13 protein-coding genes are annotated in these 15639 nt (G+C 71.3%); 6 read left to right on the top strand and 7 right to left on the bottom strand.

Annotated elements, in window-relative coordinates:
• Positions 1-357 (bottom strand): hypothetical protein, encoded by a 357-nt coding sequence (locus AC07OY_RS08170; protein ID WP_495042056.1) that lies wholly within the window; start codon positions 355-357, stop codon positions 1-3.
• 306 nt (positions 358-663) lie between these two features.
• Here AC07OY_RS08170 and AC07OY_RS08165 point away from each other — a divergent pair, with 306 nt between their 5' ends.
• Positions 664-2817 (top strand): pectate lyase-like domain-containing protein, encoded by a 2154-nt coding sequence (locus AC07OY_RS08165; protein WP_495042055.1) that lies wholly within the window; start codon positions 664-666, stop codon positions 2815-2817.
• Between the two features lie 21 nt (positions 2818-2838).
• Here the strand turns inward: AC07OY_RS08165 and AC07OY_RS08160 are convergent, their stop codons facing one another.
• From AC07OY_RS08160 to AC07OY_RS08135, 6 genes are all read right to left on the bottom strand, one after another.
• On the bottom strand, positions 2839-3468 hold the full coding sequence (locus AC07OY_RS08160; protein WP_495042054.1) for a hypothetical protein: 630 nt from the start codon (positions 3466-3468) through the stop codon (positions 2839-2841).
• A complete protein-coding gene (locus tag AC07OY_RS08155; protein WP_495042053.1) occupies positions 3465-4367 on the bottom strand; it encodes an alpha/beta fold hydrolase in 903 nt (300 codons plus the stop codon). Before AC07OY_RS08155 ends, AC07OY_RS08160 begins: the two co-directional genes overlap by 4 nt.
• On the bottom strand, positions 4364-5725 hold the full coding sequence (locus AC07OY_RS08150) for an efflux transporter outer membrane subunit (protein ID WP_495042052.1): 1362 nt from the start codon (positions 5723-5725) through the stop codon (positions 4364-4366). The genes AC07OY_RS08155 and AC07OY_RS08150 overlap by 4 nt, the downstream gene beginning before the upstream one ends.
• A 126-nt stretch (positions 5726-5851) precedes the next feature.
• On the bottom strand, positions 5852-6595 hold the full coding sequence (locus tag AC07OY_RS08145; protein WP_495042051.1) for a response regulator: 744 nt from the start codon (positions 6593-6595) through the stop codon (positions 5852-5854).
• A complete protein-coding gene (locus AC07OY_RS08140) occupies positions 6579-9512 on the bottom strand; it encodes an ATP-binding protein (RefSeq protein WP_495042050.1) in 2934 nt (977 codons plus the stop codon). Before AC07OY_RS08140 ends, AC07OY_RS08145 begins: the two co-directional genes overlap by 17 nt.
• The gene (locus tag AC07OY_RS08135) at positions 9509-9868 is read right to left on the bottom strand and encodes a hypothetical protein (RefSeq protein WP_495042049.1); all 360 of its coding nucleotides are present in this window, start codon (positions 9866-9868) and stop codon (positions 9509-9511) included. The genes AC07OY_RS08140 and AC07OY_RS08135 overlap by 4 nt, the downstream gene beginning before the upstream one ends.
• A 256-nt stretch (positions 9869-10124) precedes the next feature.
• Between AC07OY_RS08135 and hlyD the strand changes: the two genes are divergently transcribed.
• The 5 genes from hlyD to AC07OY_RS08110 are packed head-to-tail and all read left to right on the top strand — an operon-like array spanning position 10125 to position 15609.
• The gene (gene hlyD / locus AC07OY_RS08130; RefSeq protein WP_495042048.1) at positions 10125-11120 is read left to right on the top strand and encodes a secretion protein HlyD; all 996 of its coding nucleotides are present in this window, start codon (positions 10125-10127) and stop codon (positions 11118-11120) included.
• A gap of 11 nt (positions 11121-11131) precedes the next feature.
• The gene (locus AC07OY_RS08125) at positions 11132-12895 is read left to right on the top strand and encodes an ATP-binding cassette domain-containing protein (RefSeq protein ID WP_495042047.1); all 1764 of its coding nucleotides are present in this window, start codon (positions 11132-11134) and stop codon (positions 12893-12895) included.
• A complete protein-coding gene (locus AC07OY_RS08120) occupies positions 12892-13998 on the top strand; it encodes an ABC transporter permease (protein WP_495042046.1) in 1107 nt (368 codons plus the stop codon). Before AC07OY_RS08125 ends, AC07OY_RS08120 begins: the two co-directional genes overlap by 4 nt.
• Positions 13998-15140, top strand: a complete 1143-nt coding sequence (locus tag AC07OY_RS08115) for an ABC transporter permease (RefSeq protein WP_495042045.1) — start codon at positions 13998-14000, stop codon at positions 15138-15140. The genes AC07OY_RS08120 and AC07OY_RS08115 overlap by 1 nt, the downstream gene beginning before the upstream one ends.
• A gap of 37 nt (positions 15141-15177) precedes the next feature.
• Positions 15178-15609, top strand: coding sequence for an acyl-CoA thioesterase (locus AC07OY_RS08110; RefSeq protein ID WP_495042044.1), 432 nt, complete (start codon positions 15178-15180; stop codon positions 15607-15609).
• The last annotated feature ends 30 nt before the right edge of the window (positions 15610-15639 follow it).

The raw sequence follows: 15639 nt of genomic DNA, 5'->3' as shown, positions 1-15639 counted from the left end.
TCAACGCTTCACGGCTTCGCAGGCGGCGCGGTCCTCGGCGGCCTTGCAGCGCGCCGCCGCCTCGTTGACACCACCGGGGACGGTGGCGCTGGCCGCGGCGACCGGCACAACGCTCTTCCTGGACTTCAGCGGAATCGAGACCTGGGGAATCACCCTTTCCTCGGGCCGCTGCACGCCGGGCTCCTTGGCGTTCTCGGCCGCCACGATGGCTGGACTGCGTGCCGGCATGGCCCGGGAGGCGGCCGTCGCCGGCACGGGTGCGGAAGCCGGCGCCGAGGCCGGAGCGACCGGCTGGGCAGCGGCGGCGAGGGCGGTAGCCAGCAGGCCGCCGATGAGGGCATTGACGACGATGCTCATGGGACACCGCCCGATTCAGTTGCTATGCGATGAGTGTCAGACCGTGACCTGGGAGGCCGTGTAGGAGGCGGGCTCGCCGTCGATGGCGTCGCCTCCGATGCGCAGGCTGACACATGTTCCGGCGACACATCGCCGGCGTGGCCGCGCGACCGATCGCGCTGTCGGCGGGCTAACCCTAGGCCATCCCCGGCCCGGAAATGCTCAACTCGCGCCTGTCTGTGGAACCGGTTCCAGTTTTCCGCCGGTCTACATGGCGACAACAGGGCGCCCGCCATGGCGGAACCGCCAAACAACAGGAGACAAGCAATGATCGGGATGAGACAGACCGCCCTCGGGCGAATCCTGCAGGGCGGCATGCTGGCCGCGCTGCTGAGCAGCCTGACCCTGGCCGACGCGGCGACGCTGCAGGCCGTCGCCAACAACAGCTTCGTCAGCGCGACGGCGACGGGCACGTCCTATCTGACGGCGACGGCACCTGCCGCGAATGCCTGGGAGCAGTTCGAGATCGTCAGCAACGCCAACGGCACCGTCTCCCTGCGGGCAACCGCCAGCGGCAACTTCGTGGCGGCAGACATCGGCCTGGCTGCGCCCAATGCGGCCCGGCTGATCGCCAACCGCGGCAGCATCGGCGGCTGGGAGCAGTTCACGCTGGTGCCCCAATCCAATGGCACGGTTGCGCTGCGTGCGGCGGCCAACAATCTCTATGTCAGCGCCGACCTGAACATCGGCGGCGCGCTGGTGGCGAACCGCCAGACCGTCGGCGCCTGGGAGCAGTTCGTCATCGCCAATCCCGGTCCCGGGCCGGCGCCCGATTTCGGGCCCAACGTCCGCATCGTCAATCCGTCGACACCCAATCTGCAGGGCCTCATCAACGAGGTCTACAACGCCCAGCAGGGCAACCATTTCGGCGATCGCCGCGACGCCATCCTGCTGACGCCGGGCACCTACAACGGCCTGCGCATCCCGGTGGGCTTCTACACCCAGGTGCTGGGCCTGGGCAGCCACCCGGACCAGGTGCATGTCAACGGCGACCTGCGCTCTGATGCCTTCCTGGGCGGCGACAACGCGACCCAGAACTTCTGGCGCGGCGCCGAGAACTTCTCCGTCACGCCCAGCCTCGGCATCGGCAACAACACCATGCAATGGGCCGTGTCCCAGGCCATTCCCTTCCGGCGCATGCATGTGCGCGGCAACATCAAGCTGAACCAGAACAATGGCTGGTCCAGCGGCGGCTGGTTCTCCGAGGTGCTGGTCGACGGCCAGGTGAACTCGGCCAGCCAGCAGCAATGGATCTCGCGCAACAGCCAGTGGGGCAGCTGGACGGGTTCGGGCTGGAACATGGTCTTCGTCGGCGTGCCCAATGCGCCGGCCGGCAACTTCCCGACCCAGGGCCAGCGCTACACCAAGGTCAACGAGACCCCGGTAGTGCGCGAGAAGCCCTATCTCTTCATCGACAGCAATGGCGGCTATGCCGTGCGGGTGCCCTCGCTGCGCACCAACAGCGCGGGCATCACCTGGTCCAACGGTGCGACCACGCCGGGCACGACCCTGCCCATCAGCCAGTTCTTCATCGCCAAGCCGACGGACAGCGCGGCCACGATCAACGCCCAGCTCGCCGCCGGCCGGCACCTCCTCTTCACGCCCGGCATCTATGTGCTGACGCAGACCCTGCAGGTCAACAACCCCAACACCGTGGTGCTGGGCATCGGCTTCCCGACGCTGCGCTCGGACAACGGCCAGCCCCTCATCAAGACGGCTGACGTTGACGGGCTCACCATCTCGGGCCTGTTCCTGGATGCGGGTGCGGCCGAATCCGGCGTGCTGATGGAGGTCGGCCCCAACGGCGCCAGCGCCAGCCATGCGGCCAACCCCATCGTGCTGCACGACCTGTTCTTCCGCGTCGGCGGCGCGGCGGCGGGCCGGGCGGCCTTCGGCCTGAGCATCAATGCCCACAACACCATCGTCGACCACACCTGGCTGTGGCGCGCCGACCATGGCGCGGGCGTGGGCTGGGGCACCAACCCGTCGGCCCATGGCCTCTGGGTCAATGGCAACAACGTGACCATCTACGGCCTCTTCGTCGAGCATTTCCAGAACCACCAGGTGGTCTGGAACGGCAACGGCGGCCGGGTCTACTTCTACCAGTCCGAGATCCCCTACGACCCGCCCAGCCAGGCCGGCTGGAACAGCGCCACCGGCCGCGGCTACGCCTCCTACAAGGTGTCCGACTGGGTCACCAGCCACGAGGCCTGGGGCCTGGGGGTCTACAGCGTGTTCACCAACCCCAACATCTTCCTGGAGCGCGCGGTCGAGACGCCGGTCAATCCGAATGTGCGTTTCCACAGCATCATCTCGGTCTGCCTGGGGTCGAACGGGGGCATCGTCCACCCGATCAACAACACAGGCGGCCAGACCAGCTGCAACGCGGCGGGCACGCCGACGGTGACTCACTTCCCCTGAGTCGCCGAAGGCGGATCGGGCTCAGGCCATGAACAGCATCGCCGGCAGATAGGCCACCGTGCACAGTGCTGCCAGGCGCAGAGCTGCCACGCTGGAGCCGCAGAGCTGGCGCAGTGCCCAGGGCGCGAGCAGCCATTGCAGCTGTGCCGACAGCAGGCCCGGCACATGGCTGCCCGTGCGCCAGGCCCAGAAGCTGTGCAGCAGCACGCTGCCCCAGCCGCCCGCCAGCACGAGGAAAAGCAGGGGCAGCAGGGCCGAGCGCCAGCGCCGCTCGAAGACCCCGTGGCAGGCGAGCGCGCCGGCTGCGTACAGCAGCACATGCACACCCAGGAAGGCGGCCGGGCCCATGGGCGCATCGCCGTGGAGGGCCGGCAGCACATCCCAGCCGCGCCCCAGCACTTCTTCCGCCACCCGTGGCAATTGCGCGGCCAGCAGCACATGGGAGGCCGCCTGCGCCGGCTCGGCCACGGGCAGCGGCGTGCGCTGCCGCGCCAGCCAGACCTGAGCCAGGCCGGCCAGCAGCAGGGCCGGCAGCAGGCTGAACAACAGCCGGCGGCTGCGGCTCAGCAGCAGGGCCACGACGGCCAGGGAGAACAGGGCCAGCGCGACCGACGTGGCCGTGCCGCGCAAGCCCTGCAGCCAGGGCTTCACCGCCAGGACTCCATGCGCAGCATGTCGCGGCGCAGCAGCCGGGCCATGCACTCCGCAAAGCGGTTGACGACGATGCTCAGATGGCCGTCCTCGGGGCAGGCATGCAGCTGCGCCAGCGCCAGGCGCTGGGCCTGCCAGGCGCCCATGGCGGGCGGCACGTTGCGGTCGTGGCCGCTCTGGAAGACATGCACGGGCGCGCTGATGCCATCCAGCGAATCGCTGCGCAGCCGCGCGATGCGTCTGGCCTCGTGCATGGCGCCGGCGATGCCCTGGGCGTAGGCGCGGGACAGGCTGACGCCGAAGCGCCGGCCCACGACCGCATCCGCCGCCAGCAGCGCGCGGTCGGGTGGCGTCAGCATGCCGGCCAGGGCCTTCACGGCGCGTTCGGGCCGGGTGCGGAACATCAGCCAGTCCAGGCCGAGCAGGGGACTGATCAGCCAGGGCGAGTGCCGGGCCAGGCGGAACATCAGGCGCAGCATCGGGTGCTGGCCTGCGATCAGCTCCGGCCGGTCCATCGGCGCGATGCCGGCCAGCAGCCCCACGCCGGCGACGCGCTCGGGCAGCAGGCGCGCCGTGGCCAGCGCGTAGGGACCGCCGCAGGAGATGCCCAGCGCCGCGAAGCGCCCATGGCCGAGATGGCGGGACAGCGCGTCCACGTCGGCCACGATGTCCTCGACCTCGGCGTCCGGCGCGGGGCTGGAGTCGCCGAAGCCCGGGCGGTCGAAGGCCACCAGCGCGATGCCGGCCGCGGCGGCCTGCTCGTGCACCAGCGCGGCCTGCTCATGGCTGCCGGGGAAGCCGTGGAAGAAATAGACCGGGCGGCCATGGGGCGCACCGTAGATGGCATAGCCCAGCTGGCGGCCGCCGGGCAGCGTCAGCCGGGAGGATCGCGGCGTCATGCTTCACCTCCGGAGGCAGCCAGTGCCTTGAAGACGACCAGCTCCCCGACGCGCCGGGCGCGCAGCGCCTCGACTTCATCGAGCTGGGCCTGGAAATGCTGGCGCTCGGCGTCCAGTGCATCGAGCTGGCTCAAGGCGCCGGCCTCGCGGCCGCGCTGGGCGAGCTGCAGCGCGCGGGCCATGGCCTGGCTGCGGCGCTGTCCGGCCTCCAGCGACTGCTGCTGCACCGCCAGCGCCGCCAGGGCCTCGCTGGCTTCGACGGCGGCTTGGCGCAGGACCTGGGCATGGCGGGCGCGTTGGGCATCACCCCTTGCCTCGGCCTGCTCGACGCGGGCGGCGTTGCGGCCGCCATCGAACAGCGACTGCACCAGGCTGCCGGCCAGCGACCAGGCCAGGCCGGGGCCGCTGAACCATTGCGACAGCTCGTGGGCGTCCGACCCCAGCCGCCCGCTCAGGCGCACCGAGGGCAGCAGGCCGGCGCGCGCGGCCTGGATTTCGGCCGCGCTGGCCGTCAGCAGCGCCTCGGCCTGTTGCACGTCGGGCCGGCGGGCCAGCAGATCGCTCAACTCGCCGCTCGGCAGCGGGGCGACGGCGACACTGGCAGGCAGGGCCGGCGTTCTGAGGTCGGCGGCGGCATCGCCCAGCAGCAGGGCCAGGGCGCCGCTGCGCGCGAGCTGCTGGCGTTTCAGCGTGGCCAGCGTCGACTCGGCAACGGCCAGCTCGGCCTCGGCGCGGCGCAGCTCGAACTCGCTGCCGGCGCCGGCGCGGAGTTCGCGTTCGCGCAGGGCCAGCGTGCGGCGGCGCCCGTCGACGACGGCAGCGCCGATCTCGAGCTGGCGCTGCAGCGCGCCCAGGCTGGTGTGCAGTTCGGCGACCTGGGTGCTGACGCTCCAGGCCATGGCGGCGCGCGCCCAACCCTCGGAGGCCAGGCGCGCGCGGGCGGCGGCATCGCCTGCATCCAGCCGCCCCCAAAGGTCGAGCTCATAGCCGGCGACGAGCCCCGCGCTCAACCGCGTCTGCGTGCCGGGCATGGGCGGCACGTCGGCGCCGCGGCTGCGGCCCGCCGCTACCTCCAGCGACAGCTGCGGCAGCCGCGCCGCGCCGGCTTCCTGCAATTGCGCGCGTGCCTCGCGCAGCCGCGCGGCGGCCACGGCGAGGTCGGCGTTGCGGCGCAGGGCCAGCTCGATGCGGGCGGCCAGCAGCGCATCGTCCAGGCCCAGCCACCAGGGGGCGATGGGCAGTGCCTGCTGCTCGGCCTGCACGGCCGGTGCGGGGGGCGTCACGGTGGTGGCGCAGCCGGTGAGCAGGACCAGTGACAGCGCCAGGGCGCTCAGGGTCGGTCGGGGGGCGGATCGCATCGGGGCTCCTGGCACGTTGAGGGCTTCGAGGCCCTCATTTCCGCGCGCCCCGGTTGATGCCAGGTTTCGCCGCCGCCGCGGCCGATTGCGTTTGCAACAGAAGCGCCGCCCGCGCGGCGCCTGCCCTCAGCGGATCAGGCCGACGTCGGCGTTGAACACATAGCCTTCGCCACGCTGCGTGACGATGAAGGCCGGGTGGCTGGGGTCGGGCTCGATCTTGCGGCGCAGCCGCAGGATCTGCACGTCGATGGAGCGGCCGTAGACCTCGGCGTTGTGCAGGCGCGAGAGGTCCAGCAGCTGGTCGCGCGTGAGCGTGCGCCGCGGCGCGCTGAGGAAGGCGACGAGCAGGCTGAACTCGCCGTTGGTCAGCTCCACGTCCTGGCCTTGCGGGTCCTTCAGCCGGCGCAGGCCGGTGCTGAGTTCCCAGCCGGCGAAGCGGTAGCCGCGCACGCGGTTCATCTGGTCGGCCACGCTGGCCTGGGCCTGGGCGCGGCGCAGCAGCGCGCGGATGCGCGCCAGCAGCTCGCGCGGCGAGAAGGGCTTGGTCAGGTAGTCGTCGGCGCCCAGCTCCAGGCCCATGACGCGGTCGGCCTCGTCGACGCGGCCGGTCAGCATCAGGATGGGCAGGGTGGGCAGCTGCTCGCGAAGGCGGCGGGCGATCTGCATGCCGTCCTCGCCGGGCAGGCGCACGTCCAGCACCACCAGGTCGACGGTGTCGCGCTCGATCAGATCGTAGAGGCCGGCGCCGCTCTCGAACACGCGCACGCGCAGCTCGTTGTCGCTGAGGTAGTCGACCAGCAGGTCGCGCACCGTCGGGTCGTCGTCGACCGCGGCGATCAGCGGCCGGGCGGTATCAGGGCTGCCGTTCATTCGTCCTCCTGCGGCTCGCGCGCAAGGCTGCCGCCAGCGCGGCGGCGATCTCTGCGGCCAGCAACGGCTTGTTCAGCACCTGCAGCACGCCCAGCTCCCGCGCGCGCTGCTGCAGGCCCGGCGTGACAAAGCCGCTCATCATCAGCACGCGCAGGTCCGGCGCCAGCTCGCGCGCCTGGGCGATCAGCTGGGTGCCGGTCATGCCGGGCATGGCCTCGTCGCTGAGCAGCAGATCGAAGCGCGTGGAGTCGGCGCGCAGCCCGTCGAGCGCGGCCTGGGCCGACGTGAAGCCGACCGGCTCGTAGCCGAGTTCCGCGAGCATTTCCTCCGCCAGCCGCACCAGGGTCTCCTCATCGTCGACCACCATCACGCATTCGCCCTGGCCCGGCTCGACGGCCGCGGCCCGTGGCGCTGGGCGGGCCACGCCGCCCTCCGCGCGCAGTGGCAAGTAGACCGTAAAGCAGCTGCCCTCGCCAAGCCGGCTGCTGACGTCAATGCCGCCGCCGAGGTCGCCGACGATGCCATGCACCAGCGACAGGCCCAGGCCCGTGCCGACGCCGATCTCCTTGGTCGTGAAGAAGGGGTCGAAGATGCGTTCCAGCAGCGTGGCGGGCATGCCGGCGCCGCTGTCCTCCACGCTCAGGCGCAGGTAGTCGCCCGGCGCCAGCCGCGCGGTGGCCACGGCCAGCGGCTCGCCGCGCGTGATGACGTCCAGCCCCACGTTCACGCTGCCGCCCGCCTTCATGGCCTGGGCCGCGTTCAGGCACAGGTTCATGACGACCTGGTGGATCTGCGTCGGGTCGCCCATCACGCCGGCGTCGCCGGCTTCGAGCCGAGCCTGCAGCCGCACGCCGGCGGGCAGCGAGGTCTCCAGCGCATCCAGGGCCTCGCGCACGACCGACTGCACATGCACCGGCACGCGCTGCCCCAGGCCGCTGCGGCTGAAGGCCAGGATGCGCTCGACCAGCGACCGCGCCCTCAGGCCGGCGGCCAGGGCGGCGTCGATGTGGCGGCGCAGGCGGCTGTCCGGCGGCGCCTCCTTCTGCGCCATCTCGCCGTAGCCGAGGATGCCGGCCAGGATGTTGTTGAAGTCGTGGGCGATGCCGCCGGCCAGCGTGCCGATGGCTTCCAGCTTCTGCGCCTGGCGCAGCTGCTCCTCCAGGCGCTGGTGCTCCAGCTCGGCCAGCTTGCGCTCGGTCACGTCGACGCTGACGCCGGCCACGCGCAGGCCACCGGCGGCATCGGCAAAGCGCTTGGCGCGCGTCAGCACCCAGCGCTCTCCCTGCGGCGTGCGGATGCAGAACTCGTGGTCGGCCTGTTCGCGGCTGCCCGCCACCAGCTCGATGCTGAGCTCGCGCACGCGGGCGATGTCCTCGGGCGCGGCGTCCACCGCTGCGAAGAAGTCATCGCGCGAGCGCACCGCGCTGTCGGGCGGCAGGCCCACCAGCTCGTGGTACTGCTCGGAGACGAAGAGCTCGTCGCTGGCGACATTCCACACCCAGTGGCCGGCGCGCGAGCCGGCCATGGCCAGGGCATAGCGCTCCTCGCTCTGCTGCAGGGCCTGCTCGGCGCGCTTGCGCTGGTCGATGTCGCTGACCGAGCCGGCCAGGCGCTGCGCGCGACCATCGATGCCGCGGGTGCACAGCGCCCGCACATGCACCCAGCGGTAGGCCTCGCCTTCGGCTTCGGGCACGCGGTACTCGATGTCGAAGGCGGGGCTGTGGCCGCGCAGATGCGCCTCCAGGCTGGCGTCGAAGGCGGCGCGGTCCTGGGCGTGGATGGCCAGGCGGTCGCGCACGTCGGCCATGGGCTCCAGCTCGGGCGACAGCGCCAGTCCCAGCAGCTGGCGTGCGCGGCGCGACACGAAGGCGGTGCCGCTGTCCAGGTCCCAATCCCACAGGCCCATGTCGGAGCCGGCGGCGGCCAGGGCATAGCGCTGCTCCGACACCTGCAGCGCCTGCCGCGCGCGCTGAGCCCGGGAGAGCTGGCGCAGCGCCAGCCACAGCAGCAGGCTGGCCAGCAGGCACAGCGCGGCGGTGCGCTGGGCCGTGACGACGGCGCCTTTGCGCCAGGGCTCCAGCGCGGTCGTGTAGTCCCGCGCGGCGACGACGATGAGGGGGTAGTCGGGCACGCGGTGCAGGGCGGCGAAATGGTCGTCGCCGTCCACCGGGCTGGGCAGGCGCTCGAAAGCCGACTGCATGGCAGCGTCCCTTGGCAGCAGGCGGTGCACGACGTCCAGGCTCTTGCCCAGGCTTTGCGGCGCGGGCGGGTTGCGGGCCAGCAGCCAGCCGTTGCGGTGCACGAGGGCGATGCGCATGCGCTGGGTGCCGAAACCCTCGCGGTAGAAGTCCTGGAAGTAGTCGACCTTGGCCTGGGCGCCGACGACGCCGAGGAAGCGGCCGTCCGGCGCCTCGATGCGCAGGCCGATGGGGAAGACCCAGCGCCCGGTGCCGGGGCTGGCCCGCACCTGGTCGATCAGCAGCTCGCCGCCCGGCCGGACACTCAACTGGTTGAACGGCGACAGATGGGCCACGTTGAAATGGCTGATCGCCTCGGGCTTGGCCTGCGACACGTTCTTCAGATTGCCCTGCGGGTCGATCAGCACCAGGCCGTCGGACTGCACCAGGCCCTGCGCCTTGTCCTGCAGCAGGCGCTGCATGGTGGCCGTGTCCTGCATCAGCGCCGGGCGCTCGACGATGCGCTCGGCGATGTTGCGCAGCGTCACGTCCATGGCCTGCACGCTGCGCGCCGTCTGCTCGGCCACCACGCGGGCCTGGGCCGACAGCTCGCGCTCCGTCCAGCGCAGCGCCTCGTTGTAGCCCTGCCAGATCTCGTAGACCGCCTGGCCCGCCAGCGCGGCGATGACGAGGCCGCCGGCCCAGGCCAGTTGCCTCACGGAGGGCGAGATGCGCTTCATGACGCGGCCAACAGCTCGCGCACGGTCTGCAGCAGCTGCTCGCGGCCCAGTGGCGTGGCGAGCACGGCGGCCACGCCCAGCTCGCGCGCCACGTCGCCCCGCGCCGGCACGCTGGGAAAGAGGGTGGGCGACAGCAGCACGACGGGCACGCCCGGCCAGCGCGCGGTGATGGCGTGCAGCCAGTCGCGCTCGCCATGCTTGAGATAGGCGCGTTCGGCGAACACCAGTTGCGGCGGCTGCCCGGCGCCGACCTGCAGGCCGGCCTCGGCCAGCCAGAGCGTCAACAGCTCCGCCGTGTCGCGGCCGACGTCGACGAACTGCGCATGGCGCGTGGCGGTGGGGGTTGAGCTGGACACGGGCGGGGGTGGAAGTCGGTGTCGATCCAGTGTCGCTTTGCTGCCGCCGCTTGGCGGTTAACCGGCGATGTCCGCGAATTACAAATGAAACCGAGCCTCGGGCGACCCACCGTGTTTCAACGGAAACAACGGCGCCGGGCGCTGAAACGCGCCGGTTGCGCCCGGGCCTTGCAATGAGCGGCATGAGAACGCAGGGCCGCGCAGTGCAGCGCGATGCGGCCCGCCACCGCCCCCGCTGCATGCCAAGGACCGCTCGATGAACCGCAAGAAGATCGCCCCCGTCGTCCTGTTGAGTCTCGCGCTCGGCAGTGCCGCCTACGCCTGGTGGGACCGCGGCCCCGCCGACGCCCGCCCCCTGCAGCTGTTCGGCAATGTCGACATCCGCGAGGTCGACATGGGCTTCCGCCAACCAGGCCGCATCCTGCGCCTGGCCGTGGACGAGGGCAGCCTCGTGAAGGCCGGCGATGCACTGGCCGAACTGGATGCCAAGAGTCTGCGCGACGCGCTGGCCGCCGCCATGGCCAACCGCGGCATGGCGCTGGCCGAGCTGGAGAAGCTGCGCCGCGGCAGCCGCAAGCAGGAGATCGCCCAGGCCCGCGAAGCCGTCCACCAGGTCGAGGCCGTGGTGGCCGAGACCGAACGCCAGTACCGGCGCCAGGCCGAGTTGCTGGACAGCGGCGCCATCAGCGAGCGGGCCATGGAGTCGTCTCGCAGCGCGCGCGATCAGGCTCATGCCGCCCTCGGCAGCGCTCGCGAGGGGCTGTCGCTGAAGCTGGAAGGCAGCCGGCGCGAGGACATCGCCGTGGCCCAGGCACGCTTTGCGCTGGCCGAGGCCCAGGTCGCCCAGGCCGAGACGGCCCTGGCCGACGCCCGCCTGCTGGCCCCGGCCGACGGCCTGGTGTCGGCCCGCGTGCGCGAGGCCGGCAGCATGGTGAATGCCGGGCAGACGGTGCTGACGCTGTCGCTGCAGGACCCCGTCTACGTGCGCGCCTACGCCAGCGCCGCGCAGCTGGCCCAGCTGCAGCCCGGCCGCGCCGTGCGCGTCAAGGCCGATGGCAGCGACAAGACCTTCAGCGGCACCGTCGGCTTCATCGCGTCCAAGGCCGAGTTCACGCCCAAGTCGGTGGAGACGACCGAACTGCGCACCGAGCTGGTCTATCGCCTGCGCATCGCCGTGCCCGGCGCCGCCCAGGTGCTGCGCCAGGGCATGCCGGTGACGGTGGAGCTGGCCGAACCCGCCGCCAAGTCCTGAAGGCGCTCACCATGCCAGCCACTTCCTCCGCCAGCGTCGTCATCGACGGCGTCATCAAGCGCTTCCCCGGCGGCGTCACGGCGCTGCAGGGCCTGAGCGCCGCCATCCAGCCGGGCCGGCTGACCGGCCTCGTCGGCCCCGACGGCGCCGGCAAGACGACGCTGATGCGCCTGATGGCCGGGCTGCTCAAGCCCGATGAAGGCCGCATCTCCGTGCTCGGCCGCGACACGGTCAGGCAGCAGGCCGAGCTCGCCCAGCTGACCGGCTACATGCCGCAGCGCTTCGGCCTGTATGAAGACCTGACGGTCCTCGAGAACCTGCGCCTGTATGCGCGGCTGCGTTCGCTGCCGGCCGCCGAGACCAAGCGCATCTTCGACCAGCTGCTGGAGTTCACGCGCCTGGGGCCCTTCACCGAGCGGCTGGCGGGCAAGCTGTCCGGCGGCATGAAGCAGAAGCTCGGCCTGGCCTGCGCGCTGATGGCGCGGCCGCAGGTGCTGCTGCTGGACGAGCCCGGCGTCGGCGTCGACCCCGTCAGCCGCCAGGACCTGTGGCGCATGGTGGGCGCGCTGACCGGCGAGGGCATGGCCGTCGTCTGGTCCACCGCCTACCTGGACGAGGCCGAGCAGTGCGAGACGGTGCTGCTGCTGGACCACGGCCAGCTCCGGTTCGAGGGCCCGCCGGCGCGCTTGAGTGAGCGCCTGGCCGCTCGCAGCTTCCTGCTCGAGCATCCGCAGGGCGACCGCCGTCAGCTGTTGGCGACGCTGCTGGACCTGCCCCAGGTGGGTGACGGCGTCATTCACGGCAGCGCGCTGCGCCTGGTGCTGCGCGAGCAGGACGCCGCCGCCGGCCGCGCCGCACTCGAAGCTGCCGCGCTCCAAAGCGGCGGCGAGCTGCGCGCCGTGGCGCCGCGCTTCGAGGATGCCTTCGTGGACCTGCTGGGTGGTGGCCCCGGCGGCCGCTCCGCCATCGCCGAGCGCATGGACCCGGTGCGGCTGGACAGCGACGTGGCCGTCTCCTGCCGCGAGCTGACCAAGCGCTTCGGCGACTTCACGGCCACCGACCGCGTCAGCTTCGACGTGCGCAAGGGCGAGATCTTCGGCCTGCTCGGCCCCAACGGCGCCGGCAAGTCCACCACCTTCAAGATGTTGTGCGGCCTGCTCAAGCCCAGCGAGGGCCAGGCCCAGGTCGTCGGGCTGGACTTGGCGCGGGCCGCCAGCCAGGCCAAGAACCGCCTGGGCTATATGGCGCAGAAGTTCTCGCTCTACGGCCTGCTGTCGGTGCGCCAGAACCTGGAGTTCTCGGCCGGCGTCTACGGCCTGTCGGGCGCGCTGAAGGCCCAGCGCGTGGCCGAGATGATCGAGACCTTCGAGCTCGATGACTTCCTCGACACGGCGCCGGACTCGCTGTCGCTGGGCTACAAGCAGCGCCTGGCGCTGGCCTGCGCGCTGATGCACCGGCCGTCCGTGCTCTTCCTCGACGAGCCGACCTCGGGCGTGGACCCGATCACGCGGCGCGAGTTCTGGACCCACATCAACGGCCTGGTGCGCAAGGGCGTCACCGTCATGGTGACGACCCACTTCATGGACGAGGCCGAGTACTGCGACCGCGTCGCGCTGATGTACCGCTCGCAGCTCATCGCGCTGGACACGCCGGACGCGCTCAAGCGCCGCGTCGCCAGCGGCCCGGCGCACGAGCCGACGATGGAGGAGGCCTTCATCGAGCTGATCCGCCGCTTCGACGAACCCGGCGAGCAGCCCCTCAAGGAGGCCGCATGAACGTCAATCGGCTGGCCGCCATCGTGGCCAAGGAGAGCCGCCAGGTGCTGCGCGACCCGTCCACGCTGCTGGTGGCCTTCGTGCTGCCCGTCGTGCTGCTCTTCCTGTTCGCCTATGCGGTGTCGCTGGACATCCGCAAGGTGCCCATCGGCCTGGCGCTCGAAAGCGACGGCCAGCCGGCCCACGAGCTGGCGGCGGCCTTCGGTGGCAGCCGCTTCTTCGCCGTGCAGCCGGCGCGCGACCGGCGCGAGCTGGGCAGTGCGCTGGTGGGCGGGCGCATCCGCGGCTATGTCGTCATCCCGGCCGACTTCGCGCAGCGCCTGGAACGTGGCGGAGATGCGCTGGTGCAGGTCGTCACCGATGGCTCCCAGCCCAACACGGCCAACTTCGTCGCCAACTACGCCCAGGGCGTCGTGCAGTCCTGGCTGGCCGAGCGGCGCGGCCAAACCGGCGGCATCCAGCTGCAGCCGCGCTTCTGGTTCAACGCCGAGATGGAGAGCCGCCGCGCGCTGGTGCCCGGCGCCCTGGCCATCGTCATGACGATGATCGGCACGCTGCTGACGGCCCTGGTCGTCGCGCGTGAATGGGAGCGCGGCACGATGGAAGGCCTGCTGTCCACGCCGGCCGGCGTCGTCGAGATCCTGGTCGGCAAGCTGCTGCCCTACTTTGGCCTTGGCATGCTGGCCACGCTGATCGGCGCCGGCCTGGCGGTCGGCCTGTTCGGCGTGCCGCTGCGCGGCTCCTGGGGCGCGCTGATGTTGCTGGCGGCCGTCTTCCTGCTGCCGGCCCTGGGCCAGGGCCTGCTGATCTCGACCGTCACGCGCAACCAGTTCGTCGCCGCCCAGGTGGCGCTGCTGACCGGCTTTCTGCCGGCCATGCTGCTGTCGGGCTTCCTGTTCGAGATCGCGTCCATGCCGCGCGTCATCCAGTGGCTGACCTATGTGGTGCCGGCGCGCTACTTCAACAGCGGCCTGCAGACGCTATTCCTGGCCGGCGACGTGTGGCCGCTGCTGCTGCGCCAGCTCGGCGCTCTGGCGCTGATCGGCCTGTTCTTCTTTGCGGCGGTGCGCGCCAAGACGCGCAAGAGCCTGGAGGTGTCCTGATGTTCAAGACCTGGCTGGCCGCTTGGCGGTCAACATTTGGGCCCGTGCTCGGCCGGCTGCGCGCGCAGATGGTCAAGGAGCTGCTGTGCGTGCTGCGCGACCCCAAGAGCCGCATGGTGCTGGTGGGCCCGCCCATCATCCAGCTGCTGGTGTTCTCCTTCGCGGCGACGCTGGAGGTGCGCAACATCGATGTGGCCGTCTACAACCGCGACGCCGGCCGCAGCGGCCAGGAGCTGGTGCAGCAGATCGCCGCCGCGCCGCTGGTGAAGCGCGTGCATGCGGCCAGCAGCGAGGCCGAGATCGCGACGCTGATCGACCGCCAGCTGGTGCTGGCCGCCCTCGTCATCCCCGAGGACTTCTCGCGCGAGCGCTCTGCCGGGCGCCCGGCAGAGGCGCAGCTGCTGCTGGACGGCCGCAAAGCCAACAGCAGCCAGGTGGCCCTGGGCTATCTGCAGGCCATCACGGCGCGCAGCAATGCCACGCTGGCCGGCCAGCCGCAGGCCGAGCCGGTGGCGCTGCGCCATGCCTTCAACCCCAACCTCGTCTACCGCTGGTTCGTCGTGCCCAGCCTCGCGGGCATCCTGGTCACCTTCATCACGCTGCTGGTCACGGCCCTGTCCATCGCCCGCGAGCGCGAGCTGGGTACCTTCGACCAGCTGCTGGTGTCGCCCTGCACGCCGATGGAAATCATCGTCGCCAAGATGCTGCCGGCTTTCCTGATCGGCACCGTGCTGGCCACCGTGATGGTGGGCGCCGGCATCCTGGTTTTCGGCATCCCGTTCACCGGCTCCTTCGGCGGCTTGTTCGCCTGCCTGCTGCTCTTCATCCTGTCCATGGTCGGCACCGGGCTGATGATCTCCGCCGCCTGCTCCACGCAGCAGCAGGCCATCCTCGGCACCTTCGCGCTGGCCGTGCCCGCGGTGCTGATGTCCGGCTTCGCGACGCCGGTCGAGAACATGCCCGAGGTGTTGCAGTGGGCCGCCGAGGCGCTGCCGCTCAAGCACTTCCTCATCATCCTGCGCGGCAGCTTCCTGAAGGCCATGCCGGCCGCGGAACTGTGGGCCAACGCCTGGCCCATGGCCTGCATCGCCGTCGTCACGCTGGTCCTGGCCATGCGGGCCGTGCGCAGCAAGCTGCAGTGACCGCCTTTCCTCTCTCTCCCTGAAACCTTGTCCAACGATGACCCAGCCCCTGCTCACCTACCGCGGCACCGTCTACCCCTGGCACTGCGACCACGTCGGCCACATGAATGTCATGTGGTACGTCAGCAAATTCGACGAGGCCACCTGGGCCCTGTTCCATGAAGTGGGGCTGACACGCTCTTATCTGGCCGAGGCGAAGCGCAGCATGGCCGCCGTCGAGCAGCAGATCTTCTACCTGCGCGAGCTGCATGCCGGCTCGGTCGTGAGCATCCGCTCCACGATCACCGGGGTGGGCGACAAGCTCATCGCCTTCAAGCACGAGATGGTGAATGACGAGACCGGCCAGGTCGCGGCGCGTACCGCCATCACGGGCCTGCACCTGGACATGCAGCGCCGCCGAGCCTGCGCGCTGGCGCCGCACATCATCGAGTCGGCCCGCACACTGGCGGCGCTGGATGCGCCGGCCTGAGCCGGCCTGAGCCGGGCCGGCCATGGGCGC

The sequence above is a fragment of the Roseateles sp. GW821-FHT09H10 genome (assembly GCF_059415865.1).
Note: the sequence above shows the minus strand (reverse complement) of the source record. Positions and strands in the feature narration are given on the sequence as shown.

Coding starts and splice junctions, on each gene's coding strand:
- AC07OY_RS08120 (WP_495042046.1), top strand. CDS start 12,892: ATGAACGTCAATCGGCTGGCCGCCATCGTGGCCAAGGAGAGCCGCCAG.
- AC07OY_RS08140 (WP_495042050.1), bottom strand. CDS start 9,512: ATGAAGCGCATCTCGCCCTCCGTGAGGCAACTGGCCTGGGCCGGCGGC.
- AC07OY_RS08145 (WP_495042051.1), bottom strand. CDS start 6,595: ATGAACGGCAGCCCTGATACCGCCCGGCCGCTGATCGCCGCGGTCGAC.
- AC07OY_RS08110 (WP_495042044.1), top strand. CDS start 15,178: ATGACCCAGCCCCTGCTCACCTACCGCGGCACCGTCTACCCCTGGCAC.
- hlyD (WP_495042048.1), top strand. CDS start 10,125: ATGAACCGCAAGAAGATCGCCCCCGTCGTCCTGTTGAGTCTCGCGCTC.
- AC07OY_RS08165 (WP_495042055.1), top strand. CDS start 664: ATGATCGGGATGAGACAGACCGCCCTCGGGCGAATCCTGCAGGGCGGC.
- AC07OY_RS08155 (WP_495042053.1), bottom strand. CDS start 4,367: ATGACGCCGCGATCCTCCCGGCTGACGCTGCCCGGCGGCCGCCAGCTG.
- AC07OY_RS08125 (WP_495042047.1), top strand. CDS start 11,132: ATGCCAGCCACTTCCTCCGCCAGCGTCGTCATCGACGGCGTCATCAAG.
- AC07OY_RS08170 (WP_495042056.1), bottom strand. CDS start 357: ATGAGCATCGTCGTCAATGCCCTCATCGGCGGCCTGCTGGCTACCGCC.
- AC07OY_RS08115 (WP_495042045.1), top strand. CDS start 13,998: ATGTTCAAGACCTGGCTGGCCGCTTGGCGGTCAACATTTGGGCCCGTG.
- AC07OY_RS08150 (WP_495042052.1), bottom strand. CDS start 5,725: ATGCGATCCGCCCCCCGACCGACCCTGAGCGCCCTGGCGCTGTCACTG.